Source organism: Paraburkholderia sp. RL17-383-BIF-A (assembly GCF_046028015.1).
GTDB lineage: Bacteria > Pseudomonadota > Gammaproteobacteria > Burkholderiales > Burkholderiaceae > Paraburkholderia.
The window spans coordinates 1-15,594 of record NZ_JARESR010000026.1 but is presented as its reverse complement, the minus strand read 5'-3'; the positions used below and the strand labels follow the sequence as shown (position 1 = coordinate 15,594).

11 protein-coding genes are annotated in these 15,594 nt (G+C 63.5%); 4 read left to right on the top strand and 7 right to left on the bottom strand.

The window, feature by feature from the left end; genetic code table 11:
- The first annotated feature begins 133 nt into the window (after positions 1–133).
- On the top strand, positions 134–2,518 hold the full coding sequence (locus P0D71_RS25415) for a hypothetical protein (protein ID WP_408482693.1): 2,385 nt from the start codon (positions 134–136) through the stop codon (positions 2,516–2,518).
- A gap of 78 nt (positions 2,519–2,596) precedes the next feature.
- Here the strand turns inward: P0D71_RS25415 and iolB are convergent, their stop codons facing one another.
- The 7 genes from iolB to P0D71_RS25380 form a co-directional block, all read right to left on the bottom strand.
- Positions 2,597–3,397 (bottom strand): 5-deoxy-glucuronate isomerase, encoded by an 801-nt coding sequence (gene iolB / locus P0D71_RS25410; protein WP_408354142.1) that lies wholly within the window; start codon positions 3,395–3,397, stop codon positions 2,597–2,599.
- The gene (gene iolE / locus P0D71_RS25405) at positions 3,394–4,320 is read right to left on the bottom strand and encodes a myo-inosose-2 dehydratase (protein WP_408482691.1); all 927 of its coding nucleotides are present in this window, start codon (positions 4,318–4,320) and stop codon (positions 3,394–3,396) included. The genes iolB and iolE overlap by 4 nt, the downstream gene beginning before the upstream one ends.
- Before the next feature lie 10 nt (positions 4,321–4,330).
- The gene (gene iolD / locus P0D71_RS25400) at positions 4,331–6,304 is read right to left on the bottom strand and encodes a 3D-(3,5/4)-trihydroxycyclohexane-1,2-dione acylhydrolase (decyclizing) (RefSeq protein WP_408482689.1); all 1,974 of its coding nucleotides are present in this window, start codon (positions 6,302–6,304) and stop codon (positions 4,331–4,333) included.
- Positions 6,301–8,343: a bifunctional 5-dehydro-2-deoxygluconokinase/5-dehydro-2-deoxyphosphogluconate aldolase gene (locus tag P0D71_RS25395; RefSeq protein ID WP_408482687.1), complete on the bottom strand. Its 2,043-nt coding sequence runs from the start codon at positions 8,341–8,343 to the stop codon at positions 6,301–6,303. Before P0D71_RS25395 ends, iolD begins: the two co-directional genes overlap by 4 nt.
- Before the next feature lie 64 nt (positions 8,344–8,407).
- Complete coding sequence (locus P0D71_RS25390) at positions 8,408–9,244, bottom strand: ATP-binding cassette domain-containing protein (RefSeq protein ID WP_091792650.1); 837 nt, start codon at positions 9,242–9,244, stop codon at positions 8,408–8,410.
- A 13-nt stretch (positions 9,245–9,257) separates the two neighbouring features.
- Positions 9,258–10,412 (bottom strand): ABC transporter permease, encoded by a 1,155-nt coding sequence (locus tag P0D71_RS25385; RefSeq protein ID WP_091792651.1) that lies wholly within the window; start codon positions 10,410–10,412, stop codon positions 9,258–9,260.
- 145 nt (positions 10,413–10,557) lie between these two features.
- Positions 10,558–11,604, bottom strand: a complete 1,047-nt coding sequence (locus P0D71_RS25380) for a sugar ABC transporter substrate-binding protein (RefSeq protein ID WP_091792652.1) — start codon at positions 11,602–11,604, stop codon at positions 10,558–10,560.
- Positions 11,605–11,880: 276 nt separating this feature from the next.
- Between P0D71_RS25380 and P0D71_RS25375 the strand changes: the two genes are divergently transcribed.
- From P0D71_RS25375 to P0D71_RS25365, 3 genes are read left to right on the top strand one after another with little or no spacing between them, the layout of a single operon-like run.
- Positions 11,881–12,762: a MurR/RpiR family transcriptional regulator gene (locus P0D71_RS25375; protein ID WP_007181073.1), complete on the top strand. Its 882-nt coding sequence runs from the start codon at positions 11,881–11,883 to the stop codon at positions 12,760–12,762.
- Positions 12,755–13,771 carry an inositol 2-dehydrogenase gene (gene iolG, locus P0D71_RS25370; protein WP_091792654.1) on the top strand — a complete coding sequence of 339 codons (1,017 nt, stop codon included), beginning with the start codon at positions 12,755–12,757 and terminating at the stop codon, positions 13,769–13,771. Before P0D71_RS25375 ends, iolG begins: the two co-directional genes overlap by 8 nt.
- Positions 13,771–14,814 carry a Gfo/Idh/MocA family oxidoreductase gene (locus tag P0D71_RS25365; protein WP_408482684.1) on the top strand — a complete coding sequence of 348 codons (1,044 nt, stop codon included), beginning with the start codon at positions 13,771–13,773 and terminating at the stop codon, positions 14,812–14,814. The genes iolG and P0D71_RS25365 overlap by 1 nt, the downstream gene beginning before the upstream one ends.
- The last annotated feature ends 780 nt before the right edge of the window (positions 14,815–15,594 follow it).

The window sequence follows — 15,594 nt, the reverse complement described above, 5'->3', positions numbered from 1 at the left end:
GCGCGCTGACAAATAAAGACAATCGGGTAAAAGACGCGCGACGGCGGCTTGCTGTTTAAAGCCTGCGTATGCGCGACTCACCATGCCGTGCCCGGCGCGCGAAAGACGCGTCGCGGCTCCAGGAGGAGACATCATGAGATACGGACGCGCGTTGGATAAGGTGTCGGCGAATCATGCGCCGATGCCGGCTTCGCACGAGGCAAGCCCGAAGCGCGCCTGGCGCTCGCCGATCAGCGCGGGCGCCGCGTTGTTGACGGCGGCGTTGCTGATGTCCGCCTGCGCCGATGCCAGTTCGACGACGGGCGACGCGGCATCCGCACCGGCGAATCCCGCGAACGAGGCAGCCGATGTGGCGAGCAACAACGTCAGCACGAATGACAGCCGTGGAAACGGCAACGCCAATTCCAACGCCAACGCCAACGCCGCCGCTACGGGTCCCGCGCTCGCCACTCAACCTGCCGCTTCTACACGTCGTCCCACACTCGAACTGGCCAAAGCCAAACAGCTACTCGCGGAACAAAGCGTCGCGGCGCGCGTGCCATCGGCGAGCGGCCTGACCGAAAAGCGCAGCCGCCCGCTGACGCTGCGCGATTCCGGCATCGACGGTTCGCTGATGTTCGCGCGCGACGTGGACTTTCGCGTGACGGGCGACATCGGCTTCATGATTCACGACATGGCGGCGACGCTAAGCCCGGCGCGCGCCGGCCAGCCGATCGTATTCGACGATCCGACCAGCGTCACGATCAACGTCCACCGCGGCCATGTCACGCTGGACAGCGCCAAGCTCACCGCGATCTTCAATCGCTACCTGTTCCAGTATCAGGGCTCGCCGCTGCGCAACATGCGCGTCGTTCCGCAAGAAGGCGGCAACTTGCGCATTACCGGCGAGATGCATCGCGAGACATGGGTGCCGATCGTGTTGAGCGGATCACTGTCGATGCGCAACACCGAGGAACTCGTGTTTCACGCCGATCATGTCGAAGTGGCTGGCGTGGGCGCCGACAAGCTGATGCAGGCCGCCCACGTGAAGATGGCCGACCTGCTGAAAGTGGACACGCCGATCGCGCGTCTCGACGGTGACGACGTTGTGATGCAGGTGGCCAAACTGACGCCGCCGCCCGCGTTGCGCATGACGATCACGCAGATCGAGACGAGCGCCGCGGGCGTGCGCTTCACGCTCGACGACCGGAGCGTGCCGAACATCGTCTGGCCCGCGACGATGCCCGCGCGCGGCATGCTGGTGCAGGGCGGCGACGTCAAATTCATGCGCTCGATGCCGATGAACATCGACATGGCGCTCACGCCGATCGACAACAAAGCACCGTTCGTGCTGGATCTGTATCACTATCGCGAGCAGATGGCGGCCGGTTTTTTCACCTTCGACGAAGCGGGCGCGCTGGACGTGCATCTGCCGTCGTATACGACGCTAGCCAGCGCGGACAAAGACAAGGACTCGCCGGCGCAAACCGGCAGCGCGAGCGCGCGTTATAACGACAGCTTCATTCGCGCCCAGCAGGCAGCGCTCGCGCAGGCGCGGCTCGTGTGGCAACGCGTGCCGCAGACCGTGCAAACCGCCGCGGTGGCGCGCGCGATTCCGGTCGGCACACGCGCGGCGTTTTCCGGGCAGCGCATGTCGACGCCGGGTTCGGCGTTCAGCGATGAGCGCCATTCGCCGGGCCCCGCGCCGCTGATTCACGTCGAGAACGTCGACTTCTACGTGGCGGGGCGCATCGGTTTTCATGTGCGTTCGCTGGACGCGCAGATGGTGCCGAAAAAGCCGGGACAACCGGTCGATCTGGACGATCCCGATCAGTACGATATCCGCATTATCGGCGGCGAGGTCGTGGAGCCGTGGCCCGCCATGGCGGCGCTCTTCAACGACTATCTGCTCGACTACGAGCCGCGTTCGCTCAACGACCTGCAGCTGAAACCCGTGGACGGCAAACTCGAAGTGACAGGTGGCATCAAGTTGTGGAATCACTTTCCTGGAGTCTGGCTGCCGACCACGATGAGCGGCACGATCGTCGCCAAAGACGAGCGGCACCTGGTGTACGAACCGACTTCGGTGAAGGTGCTGGGCGTGCCGCAGGCCGGCTTGCTGCGCGCGCTGGATATTCCGCTCGCCTCACTCACGCCGTTCACGCGCAAGGGTGTGGCGCTCAAGGGTAACGAGCTGGTGTTCGATCAGTACACGGTGTTTCCGCCGCCGGTCCTGCAAGGGCGTCTCGCCAGCGCGACGGTTACGGATGAAGGCCTCGTGCTGAAGTTCAAGCGCGATAGCAACGTCGCGGCGGCAAGGCCGCCTGCGGGCGCGGGCAAGAGCTTCGTCTGGATCGAGTCCGGCGACGTGAAGATGTTCAATTCGCTGGTGACGAATACGCGCACGTTCATCAAGGACAGCTCGAACGCGGGCGTCATGAAGTTCGATCTGTACGCTTATCGCAAGGACGTGTCGAAGGGAACCGTGAGGATGGGCGAGGATGGCGGCCTGGATGTCGATCTGGCCGTCAGGAAGTAGCGTGGCTCAACTGGAGCCCGTTTGAAATTGGTTGAAGCCTGCGCGATGCCGTCTTGATGCGCCGCGCAGGCCGCAAGTTCAAGCGTCCTTATTGATGATCCACTCGTGCGCCGGGTCATTGCGGAAATGCCAGGTCCGCTTGCCGCCTGCCATGACGTTCAGATAATACGAGTCATAGCCATACGGCACGACCACGGGGTGATAGCCGCGCGGCACCATGACGACGTCGTGATCCTCCACCGCCATCGACTCGTCGATATCGCGCATGTCGGTGTACACGCGCTGGAACGCAAACCCTTGCGGCGGATCGAGCCGGTGATAGTAAGTCTCTTCGAGCGAACTCTCGTGCGGCACGTTGTCGGTATCGTGCTTATGCGGCGGGTAGCTCGAAGCGTGTCCGCCAGGCGTTCTGACTTCGACCACCAACAGTGATTCCGCGGGCTCGGTCTGCGGAAGAATATCGCAGACGTATCGCGTATTCAGGCCTTTGCCGCGTGTCGAGCGCTTCATCGAAGCGGGCTCGATCAACCTCGCGGGATACTTGCCTTCGGCAGGCGCGCTCGCCACGCCGATCTCGGCATCGCGGCAAGCGCGAACCGTCGCCCGCACGTTCGGCGGCAGATACACCGCATAAGGCGCGGCGTCCTCGAACACGCTGTCACGCGAGCCGATGGAACGCCAGGTCGTCTCCGCGGTTTCGATGTCCACTGTGCCGGTGAGCACGACAATGCACACTTCGCGAGCTGGCTCGTGCACGTGCACCACTTCGTTCGTGCCGAGGCGGTAAGCGGCAAACCCCACATATCGCCAGCAGGCCGACTCCGGTGTCACTCGCGCGATCGTTTGGCCTTCGCGCTGCGCCTTCACCAACAAGCTCATGCTGCCTCCTGCTCTGTCCTGTTTGCGGCGTCGAGCGGTGCGTCGACCAACGCGCGCAACGTCTTGTAGCCCTTTTGCGCATACTCGAACGAAGGCGCCACGACCGGGTCCTGTTCGGCTTCGACCACCAGCCAGCCGCGATAACCGTGCCGCTTCAATCGCTGGATGATCGCCGGGAAATCCACCGCGCCGTCGCCCGGCACCGTGAAGGCGCCGGCGATCACCGCGTCCAGAAAACTCCAGTTGCGATTGCGCGCGAGTTTCATCACGGCGGGGCGCACGTCCTTGCAATGCACGTGGCAGACCCGCGCGATATGTTTGTCGAGCACGGCAATGGGATCGCCGCCGGCAAACGTGATATGTCCCGCGTCGAACAGCAGGCCGACAGCGTCACTGGTGCGCGCCATCAACTGATCGACATCGGCAGGCGTCTCGACATAAGCGCCCATGTGATGATGGTACGCGAGCCGCACGCCGCGGCTTAGGGTATAGCGCGCGAATTCGTCGACACGCTCCGCATAAGCGGCCCGTTGCGCGTCGCTGAAAAAACGCGGCCGTTGATAAAGCGGCTGCGGCGCGCCCTGAATCGAATCGGCGACCTCGCCATACACCATCGCCGTCGCGCCGTTTTGCGCGAGCAACTCCAGATGCGGGCCGACGGCGGCGATTTCCTCCGCTACGCTTTGCCGAGCGAGACGTCCGGAATACCAGCCCGAGACCAGCGCAAGATCGTATTGCGCGAGCAGCGTCTTCAGCGCCTGCGGCTCGCGCGGAAACTTGTTGCCCAGTTCGAAGCCTTGATAGCCGATCTGGCGGCCTTCCGTCAGCGCCACCTCGAGCGGCGTCTCGCCGCCGAGCGAAGGCAGATCGTCGTTCATCCACGAGAGCGGATTGATGCCGATACGTACGTCGAAAGCAGTCATGCGGGCGTCCTCATTCGTTGTCGGTGGGGCCGGCGTTTGGCGCGGAGCTGGACGGTTCGGCGCGTGCCGCGAGTTGGGTTTCGTATTTCGCACGGGCGTCGCGTACCGCGGGGCGCGCCGAGACTTCCGGCACGGCCACTTCCCACCACCAGCCGCCGTCGTCCGTGGTGCGGGCAGCGTCGGTATCGATGCTGATGACATAGGTGCGATCGGCCACGCGGGCGCGTTGCAACGCAGCTTCGAGTTCGGCGACGTTCGCGGCGTGTTCGGCCTGCGCGCCCAGGGCGCGCGCATGGGCGGCGAAATCGATCTTGGGTGCGCCGAGCGGGCCCTGCTTGCAGTCTTCGAGCAGGTTGTTGAACGGCGCGCCGCCGCACGCCTGCTGCAAGCGGTTGATGCAACCATAGCCGCGATTGTCGAGCACCACGACGATCAGCTTGGTGCCGATCATCACGGAGGTCGCGATCTCGCTGTTCATCATCAGATAGCTGCCGTCGCCGACCATCACGATCACTTCACGCGCGGGCCGTGCGAGCTTGACGCCGAGTCCGCCGGCGATCTCGTAGCCCATGCACGAATAGCCGTACTCGACGTGATACGAGCCCGGTTTGCCGGCGCGCCACAGTTTATGCAATTCGGCGGGCAGGGTGCCGGCCGCGCAGACGACGATATCGTTCGCCGGCGAGCTTGCGCTCGAACGCTGTATCGCGCCGATTACATCGCCCTCGTAAGGCAGCACGCTGTCGCGTTGCGGCGCATGGGTGAGCGTGCTCACCGTATCGCGCCAGCCCGCCGCGAGTTTGTGTGCGCGCGCGGTCCAGGTGCGATCGGCGTGCCAGCCTTGCAGGGGTTCGGCGAGTGCATCGAGCGCAAGCCGCGCGTCGGCTTCGACCACCAGCGCGCGATGCTTGAGGCCGTCGAAAGCATTGACGTTGATGGCAATCACATCGGCTTGCGTGAACAAGGTGTTCGAGCCGGTCGTGAAGTCCTGCAAGCGCGTGCCGATCGCCAGCACGCAATCGGCGTCGTGTGCGAGCGCGTTCGCGGCGGGCGAGCCCGTCACGCCCAGCGCGCCCGCGTTCAACGGATCGTTCCAGGCAAGCGACCCTTTGCCGGCCTGCGTTTCCGCGACCGGAACGCCGTGCGCGGTGGCGAAACGATGCAGTGCATCGGAGGCGCGGCCGTAGAGCACACCGCCGCCCGCGACGATCAACGGCCGCCTGGCCTGCCGCAGACGCGCGAAGGCGGCCTCGATTTCGTCGATGCGCGGCGCGGGCGAATGAAACGTAACGATGTGCGGCTTGAAGAAGTCGACGGGGAAATCCCATGCCTGCGCCTGCACGTCTTGCGGCAACGCGAGCGTAACCGGTCCGCACAAGGCGGCGTCCGTCAGTACGCGCACGGCGCGCGGCAGCGCATTGAGCAATTGCGCCGGATGCACGATGCGGTCGAAGTAGCGCGACACCGGCTTGAGCGCGTCGTTGGCGGAGACGCCGCCGTCGTGGAAGTCTTCGAGCTGCTGCAATACAGGATCGGGTGCGCGCGAGACGAAGATGTCGCCGGGCAACAGCAGCACCGGCAAACGGTTCACGTGGGCCAGCGCCGCCGCGGTCACGAGGTTGGTGGCGCCCGGTCCGATCGACGTCGTGACGGCCATCATGCGGCGGCGGAAATGCGCCTTCGCATAGGCGATCGCGCTGTGCGCCATCGCCTGTTCGTTATGGGCGCGCAGAGTCGGTAATTCGTCGCGGTGCTGATACAGCGCTTCGCCGATCCCCGCCACGTTGCCGTGGCCGAAGATGGCGAACACGCCGCCGAACAGCGGATCGGTGCCGTGGCCGTCCTCGGTCGCGACGCGTTGCGCGGCGAGATAGCGGACCAGCGCCTGCGCGGCTGTCAGGCGCGCTGTGCCGCCCGCGCCCGTGCGAGCAAGGCTGGCGTCGTTGGCGGACGCCGCGTCGTGATGCATTACGCGCTGATTCATGCGGCCTGCTCCTGATGGACGTGGTGGGTCGCGCCCGGTTGCGCGGCGCTCGCGCCACGTGCCGCGCGCCACGAAGCGATCAACGTTTCGAAGGTGCGGCGCACGCGCGCGATCAATTCGTCGTCGCCGATTTCTCCGGCGAGCCACGCATGGCTCGGTTCGTGGAAGATCGTGCGCCCGACCGTGAAGCCGCGGCATGTCGCCGATTGCGCCGCCGCGCGAAAACCCTCGTTCAACTGTTCGACGGCCGCCGACAAACCGAGCAGCACCACGCCCCGGCAATACGGATCACGCTCGGCGATCAGCGCGTCGACATTGCGCCATTGCGCGGCGTCCATCGGTTCGAGCTTCCACCACTCGGGATAGATGCCGATGTTGTACAGGCGCTTCAACGCGCGATACACGGTGTCCGGCGCTTGCGGCAAATGCGCGTGTTTCGGCGGGATCACTTCGAGCAGCAGTTCATGGCCGCTCGCCTGCGTCGCGTCGTAGAGCGCGCGCAGTTGGGCTTCCTGTTCGAGGCGCTGCTCGATGGGTTCGTCGGGATGAAACTGCACGAGGCATTTGACGATATGTTCCTGCGGCCAAGGGATCAGCGTGGTGCCGATCGAACGGCCATGATCGAACACGAGCGGCACCGAGCCCGGCAGTTCCACCGGCCGGCCGATCCACCAGCCGCGGCCGGTGGCCGCGTTCAGCGCGTCCTGGCCGTAGCGGTCGTCGATCAGCACGCCGATGCGGCTTTGCAAACCCAGCGCGCGCTCGGTTTGCGCGACGGCTTCCACGAACAGCCCTTTCAGTTGCGCAATGCGCGCGTCGTCGGCGCCGGTTTGCTGCGCGAGTTCGAAGAACTGGTTGCGGTGGTCGAAGGCGAAGCCGAGCACTTCGTCCCATTGTTTGCGGGCCGGCGAGACGCGATGCAGTCGTGCGAGGCGCGCGTCGCGATCCGGGCGGCGCATGCGCTGCGGATCGGCTTTGGCTTCGCGCAGGAAGTAGTCGAGTTCGGCGGGCGTCGGCATGGCCGGTGCGCAGCCGTGACGTGACACGACCAGCGCGCCGCTCGCGTTCGCGGCGCGTGCGCACGCTTCGAGTGGTTGATCGCGCAACCAGCCCGAGAGAAAGCCCGAGGCGAACGCGTCGCCGGCGCCGAGTACGTTCAGCACTTCGACTTCCACGCCACCTTGAATCGGCACGTCGTCGAGCGAGGCGGGCACCGCGCCGTCGATAATCTGACAGCCCAGCGGTCCGCGCTTGAGCACCAGCGTGGCCGGCGTGACGGCGCGCACCATCGCGAGGGCGTCGACCAGTTCGGTCTTGCCGCCGGCAATACGGAATTCTTCCTCGGTGCCGATCACCAGATCGAACAGCGGCAGAATGCGCTGCAAATGCGCGGTGACGCCTTCGCTCGCGACGAAACGCGTTTCACCGTCCGCTTTGCCGGTGAGACCCCACAAGACCGGACGGTAGTCGATATCGAGCACGGTGCGCACCTGGTTGCGGCGCGCGTAATCCAGCGCGCGGCGGCTCGTGCGGTTCACCTGCTCGGTGGAAAAGTGCGTGCCGGTAATGAGCAGCGCTTTCGACGACGCGATGAAAGCCTCGTCGAAATCCGCTTCATCCACTGCCATATCCGCGCAGTTCTCGCGGTAGAAGATCAGCGGGAACGTGTCGCGGTCTTTCAGGCCGAGCAGCACGAGGGCGGTCAGGCGCTCCTGGTCGATACGCACGTGGCTGACGTCACAGCCCTCTTTGGTGAGCGTCTCCGTGAGAAAGCGGCCCATATGATCGTTGCCGACGCGTGCCAGCATCGCTGACGCGAGACCGAGGCGCGCGCAGCCGAACGCGATATTCGCCGACGATCCGCCGAGATACTTCGCGAAGCTCGACACGTCTTCGAGCCGCGCGCCGACCTGCTGCGCGTACAGATCGACGGCGAGGCGCCCGAGGCAGACGATGTCGCGGCTGCGGCCCGGCGCGAAGCGGCTGGCCGCCGTCGCCGGGGCGGACGTGTTTGCGCTGGATGTGCTGGAATGATCCATGAAGTTTCCTGAATAGCTGAGCGCGGTGGCCGGCGCAGCGGCGCCGGTTCCTCGCGCGAATGAATCAGATCGTCGCGCCTTCGAGTTCGCCGATCATCTTCTGCATCTCGGCGCCGCCGGCCATCATGTCGAGCACTTCGTCCTTGCTGATGGTTTCCTTGGTGAACGTGCCGAGCGATTTGCCGCGATTGAGCACCGTGAACGAATCGCCGATCGGATACGCGTGATGCACGTTGTGCGTGATGAAGATCACGGAGATGCCTTTCGCGCGCGCCTTGTGGATCAGCTTCAGCACGTTGAAGCTCTGCTTCACGCCGAGCGCGGCAGTCGGTTCGTCGAGAATCAGCACGCGTGCGCCGAAGTGAATCGCCCGCGCGATGGCCAGACACTGTTTCTCGCCGCCGGACATGGTGCCGATCGGCTGATGCGGGTCGCGCACGTTGATGCCCATTTCCGCGAGCTTGTCGCGCGCGGTGGTGGCGCTCGTTTCCAGGTCCATCACGCTCAGGAAGCCGAACAGTTTCTTTTGCGGCTCGCGTCCCATGAAGAAGTTGCGTGCGACGGAGAGTAGCGGCACCAGCGCCAGATCCTGATAGACGGTGGCGATGCCCAGGTCGAGCGCGTCTTTCGGCGACTCGAACAACACCGGTTTGCCATCCACCAGATACTGGCCGGAAGAGGGCTGATGCACGCCGGCGAGCGTCTTGATCAGTGTCGACTTGCCCGCGCCGTTGTCGCCGAGCAGGCAATGCACTTCGCCGCGTCGCAGACGCAAGGTCACGCCGCTCAGCGCGATCACCTTGCCGAAGTATTTGTTGACGTTTTCGAGCGCGAGGATCACGTCGTCCTCGCGATCGCTCGCGCTGCCCACGGCATTCGCTACGGTATTCGTATCGGACATGGTCGTCTCCTCGTTACGCCTGCGAGACGCGGCGGCGCACATAGTGATTGAACAGCACGGCGATCAGCAGCATCACGCCGAGGAACACTCGGAACCAGTCGGAACTGACGTTCGTGTAGGTAATGCCGATCTGCACCACGCCAAAGATCAACGCGCCGAAACACGCGCCGACCACGGATCCGTAGCCACCCGTCAGCAACGTGCCGCCGATCACCGCGGCGATGATCGCTTCGAACTCCTTCTGCAAGCCCCGGTCGGCGGCAGCCGAGCCGATATCGCACACCTGCAGCACCGCAAACAGGCACGAGCAGAACGCGGTCAGCACGAACAGCGAAATCTTCACGCGACGCACCGGCACGCCGACGTTCTTGGCGGCGTTGGCGTCGCCGCCAACCGCGAGAATCCAGTTGCCGGCGCGTGTTTTCGCCAGCACGAACGCGCAGACCGCGGCGAGTCCGAGCCACCACAGAATCACCTTCGGAATGCCCGGCACGAGCGCGTGGCCGTTATCGAGCAGCGTGCCGATGCCGTGATGCGCGAGCATCGTGAAAAGACCGTTCAGCGCGACGCCGTGAAACAGCGTGTTCGCAAGCCAATCCTGTTGCGCGAGATCGCCGACGCCGGAGACGATGGTGCGGTCCGCGAACATGATCGACAGCGCGAGCGTGAGGCCGCGCAAGATGAACAGGAACGCGAGCGTGACGATGAACGAGGGCAGGCGCGTACGCATGACCAGATAGCCGTTCAGCGCGCCGAGCAGCATGGAACCGGCAAACGCGAACAGAATGGCGAGGGAAATCGGCCAGTGAAAATAGACAGACGGAATCGCGACCATCATGCCGGCGAAACCGATCATCGAGCCGATCGACAGATCGAACTCGCCGGCGATCATCAACAGACACGCGCCCACGGCGAGAATGCCCAGATACGCGGACACCTGCGACCAGTTCATCACGCCGTCGAGATTGAACATGCCGGAGTTGCCGGCCGTCAGCGCGAAAACGAGAAACACCAGTACCGCGCCGGAAATCGCGGCGAATTCGGGGCGGTTCAGCACATGGCCGAACCTGGATTCCTTGCGCAGCCGTTCATCCGAATCGGGCAGCGGCGGGGCTGCCTCGGCATTCGTCTTGACGTGCGGTGGGAAGTGTTTGCCGGCTACACCCATGATGTCTCCTTGGAACCCGGTTGTGCCTGCCTCGCGCGGGGATGAATTGCGAGAACGACAGCCGGTGAAATGCGCGGTGGCGGCGGGCGGCCCTTCCGGTATCGGAACGGTGCCCGCCGTGCGCGTGACTAACTAGAGAAAAGAATCAGCGGTACTGCCCTGCGTATTTGATGACCTTGTCGAGGTTTTCTTTGGTGATGAAGCCCGGGCCCGAACGGATATTCTTCGGCCCGTAGGACGGCGCGAGACCGTAGGTGGCAAGCCGTTCCTTGAACTTCGGATTCGCCTCGAGAATCTTGCGGATCTTCGCGGGATCGGTGGTGTGCTCTTTCTTCACGATCGCCAGCACGGCCACGGGGATATAGCCTTGCAGGTACGGCTGCTGGTCGATCGCGAACTGGATCGTGCCGTTCTGGATCGCTTTGGCGATGTCGTCGGAGAAGTCGAACGTGCAGAAGTAGATCTTGCCCGCCAGACCCATTTGCGTGACCGCTTTCAGTGTGGCCGAAGCCGGGGTCGGTCCGAGCGTCAGGATTGCACCGGTGTTCGGGTGATTACGCAGATACGCGCTGACCTTCGATTGAATTTCGGTCGGGTCCTGGCCGGAGTCGATGGTGGACGACTTGTAATCGACGCCGATCGCCTCGGCAAAACCGCGGCAACGGTCGAACGACACGGTGTTGGTGGCGAGGTGATTCACGCACAGGAACGACTTCACGCCTGCTGCCTTGGCTTTCTCACCGGCGGCTTTGCCTGCCACATATTCGGGCTGGCCCACGTGCATGATCGCGCCGAGTTGCGCGCTCTGTTCCTCCGTGCCGGAATTGATCGTGACGAGCGGAATCTTTTTCGCAGTGACTTTGTTGATCGAGCTCTTCAGCACGTCGAAGTCGGCGATGGTGACGATCACGCCGTCGTAGTTGCGCGCGGCTGCCTGCTCGACCAGACGCGCCATATCGGCAATGTCGCCGTTCGGCGGATTGCGATAGTCGGTCTCGACGTTGAAGTCCTCGTCGGCCTGTTTGATGGCGTTCTTGATGGTGTTCCACCACGAATCCGAATCCGGCGCGTGGCTGATCAGCACGAAGTGTGCGTCAGCCGCGCGGGCGGCCGAGGCCGCGCCGAATCCCGTCGCCAACGTCAATGCCGTCACCAGAATCCTGAGCGTAGCCTTGCCCTTGCAAAGTCTCATTGTCTCCACCTTTCTCGGTATGTCGTTTTTGAAGGGAGCGTCTGGCGGGCGGCTTTTCATCCGCATACGGCCCGGGTGTGTCCACCAAAGCACCATCGCTCACGACCAAGATTAGGCCATCTTCCGAGGCGTTGCAATGAAAATTTCATTACAAATAAAAATGGAAAATACGTTCCATTTGATTCGGCGGCTGCCTATAATCGGCAGCGTCAGGAGGCCGTGTGGCGGGCGTGACGAGCGGCTGCCGCACTGCAATAAAGCACCCGAGAGAGAGCCATGGCGGAAGAGAGCACCGAGGAATTGCCAAGTGTCGAAGAATTGATGCAGCGCATCGCGGAAAACTACGACGCGTTGCCGCGTCAGTTGAAGAATGTCGCGACCTATATCGAGCAGCACCGTTCGAGCGTGATGGTGGACCGCACCAGCGACATCGCCGCGAGTTGCGGCGTGCATCCGTCCGCCGTGGTGCGTTTTGCGCAGCGCTTCGGCTTTTCCGGATTCTCTGATCTGCAGGCGGTATTCCGTCAGGCTTACACCGGACAGGGCAGTTCGTCGCCGAGTTATCAACAGCGGATCCGCAAGCTGATCGACGAAAAGCCGGGCGCGCTGTCCGGCGGTTCAGTGGCGCGTGAATTCATCGCGGCCTCGCGCGGCGGTCTCGAAGAACTCGAAGCAGGGCTCGACGACAAGCAGTTCGACGCCGCGGTGAAGATGCTGCAGCAGGCCGACAACATTTACGTGATCGGCGTGCGGCGTTCGTTTCCGGTGGCGAGCTATATCGTCTACGCGTTGCAGCACACGCCCAAACGCGTGCATCTGGTGTCCGGTTTCGGCGGCATGTACCGCGAACAGATTCGCAGCGTGAAAAAGGGCGACGTGGTGATTGCGATCAGCTTCGCGCCCTATGGAAAGGAAACGCAGTATTGCTTGCGTGTTGCGCATCATCACCAGGCCAAGACGCTCGTTATTACGGATAGCCAACTATCTCCGCTCGCACGTTACGCCACCACGCAATTGTATGTAAAAGAGGGCAGCGCGTTCGCGTTCCGCTCGCTGACCAGCACGATCTGTTTGTGCCAGGCGCTGTTCATCGCGCTCGCGTACAAGCTCGAATTGAATGTTGAAGAATCCAAAGACACCGGAGGATACGATGACTGATGGGGCAAAGACGATCGACGTGGCCGTATTCGGCGCGGGGCGCATCGGCAAGATTCATGCGGCGAATCTCGCGCGGCAGCCGGGCGTGCGGCTCAAGTATGTGGTCGACGTGAATCGTGAGGCGGCCGCCGCGCTCGCCGCCGAGCACGGCGCGCAGGTCGCGGATATCGACTGCGCGATGGGCGATGCGTCCGTTGGCGCGACCGTGATCTGTTCGAGCACGGACACGCATGCGGATCTGATCATGCAATCCGCCGCGCAGAAGAAGCACGTGTTCTGCGAGAAGCCGGTCGATCTGACGCTGGCGCGTGCGCAGGCTTGCGCGGACGCGGTCGAGCGTGCCGGCGTGGTGTGCATGATCGGTTTTCAGCGGCGCTTCGACCCGACCTTCTCGGCGCTGAAAGCGCGACTCGACGCCGGCGAAATCGGCACGCCGGAAATGCTGGTGGTGACGAGCCGCGACCCCGGTGCGCCGCCCGTCGACTACATCCGGCATTCGGGCGGCATCTTTAAGGACATGCTGATTCACGACTTCGACATTTTTCGCTGGATTCTCGACGACGAGGCCGACACGCTGCATGCCACCGGCAGTTGTCTGAGCGACCCGGCGATCGCCGATGCGGGCGATATCGATTCGACCGCTGTGACGATCCGCACGAAGCGCGGCCGCCTGTGCCAGATCAACACCGCGCGCCGCGCCGCGTACGGCTATGACCAGCGCTTCGAGGTGCTGGGCAGCGCCGGCATGCTGCAGGCGGGCAACGTGCGGCCCACGGAAGTCACGGCGTACTCGAAAACCGAGGTGTCGAGCGATGTGCCCGAAGCGTTTTTCCTCGAACGTTATCGTGCCGCTTACGCGCATGAAATCGCGCATTTCTTCGATGCCGTGACGCACGGCAAGCCGGTGCGCACCACGGTGGCGGACGGCCTGAAAGCGCTCGAACTCGCCGAGGCCGCGAGCCGTTCGTGGCGCGAGGGCCGCGTGGTCAAACTGGGCGAGGCGTTGTGATGACGGCGGCCGCGGCACGGCTTCGGGTGGGCGTGGTCGGACTCGGGCGTCTCGGCAAGCGGCATGCGGAAAATCTGGCGTATCGCGTGCCGGGCGCGTCGGTCGTGGCGGCTTGCAGTCCTGTGGAAGAGGAGCGAGCGTGGGCGCGTGAAGCGTTGCCCGCGCCGCGGCTGTACGACGATTACGCGGAGTTGCTCGCCGATCGGGAGGTGGATGCCGTTTGGCTGGTGACGCCGTCTTCGTTGCACGCGCAACAGATTGTCGATGCGTTGCGCGCCGGCAAGCATGTGTTTTGCGAGAAGCCTTTGTCGTTGGATCTGGCGGAGTGCGAGAGGGTGCTGGCCGAGTCGGCGCGCTATCCGCATTTGCAGGCGACGATCGGCTTCATGCGGCGCTTCGATCCGAGCTATAAGGACGCGTTCGACAAGATCGAAGCGGGCAAGATCGGCCGGCCGTTTCTGGTGCGCTCGCAGACTGCCGATCAGAACGATAGCGACGGTTTTTTTGTGCGCTTTGCGGCGACGTCTGGCGGCATCTTTTTAGATTGCACGGTGCACGATATCGATGTGGCCCGGTGGTTATTGGGTCGGCCACGGGCCAAACGTGTGTTTGCGGCAGGTGTTGCCGCGATGCACGAAGGGCTGCGTGAGTTCGGCGATGTCGATAACGGTGTGGCGATCTGCGAGTTCGAAGACGGCAAGCTGGCCATGTTTTATGCGTCACGGACGCAGGCGCACGGAAATGATACGCATAGCGAAGTGATTGGTACTGATGGGGCGCTGGCTATTGGCCATAATCCGCGTGCGAATCGCGTCGAGATTTATGACGCCACCGGGATCCGGAACGAATGTACGGCGAATTTTTTTGATCGGTTCGAGGATGCGTTCTTGTTGGAGGCGCGGGCGTTTGTCGCTGCCGTGCGAGGTGGGGCTGGTTCTGCGGCTGCGCAGGCCGGGGCTTCGCTTGCCGATGCTTTGGAGGCTACGCGGATTGGGGTGGCGTTGAGGGAGTCGTTGTTGAGCGGGGAGGCGGTTGGGTTGTAGGGTTTTTGGGGTTTTGGCCTTTCCTTGATTTGTTGGTGGTGTATTAGCGTTGCCCCTGTGCGGGGCGGCACCTACTTTCTTTGCCGCGGCAAAGAAAGTAGGCAAAGAAAGCCGCTTTGAACCGCCAGCCCATAAGCGGGTCCCCCGCACAGTTGCAGTAGTGGTGCATCTGGAATCGGTGTCCTCGCACATTCAGCTTCAGTGACAAGGGCGTCATCCTTCCCGCCTCGCGCTCCGCGCTCGTCGGAACGGTCCGCCTTTGAATCAGCGGTTGTGTCTGCGCTACGGAGGCCATCGGCTACGCCTCGGCGATGCTTTGAAGGGGCGGTGGTTTTGGAGGTCCTGGCGTGGGCGACGGGGCATCGCAATCTGCTGCCGCTCGCGTCAGAGCCCAACTGGGCAACCCAGTCCCGCTGCGAACAGGACCGGGCACCCAAGCGTGCCACAGCACGCCGGAAGAACGCCAACGTTTTGATGACGCCCGTCGAGCGCAGAGAGCAGACGATCTAATGAACAGCCTCAACCCCAAAACACAGCCGTTTCGCTGAAAGACCGCCAAGCCCAAACACACTTGGTTAGTTGAACGACCACAACGGCGCGCGCAGCGCCGCCGGAAGAATGACTGCTGTGTCACAAGCGCCGAATGTGCGAGGACACCGATTCCAGATGCACCACTACTGCAACTGTGCGGGGGACCCGCTTATGGGCTGGCGGTTCAAAGCGGCTTTCTTTGCCTCCTTTCTTTGCCGCGGCAAAGAAAGGAGGTGCCGCCCCGCACAG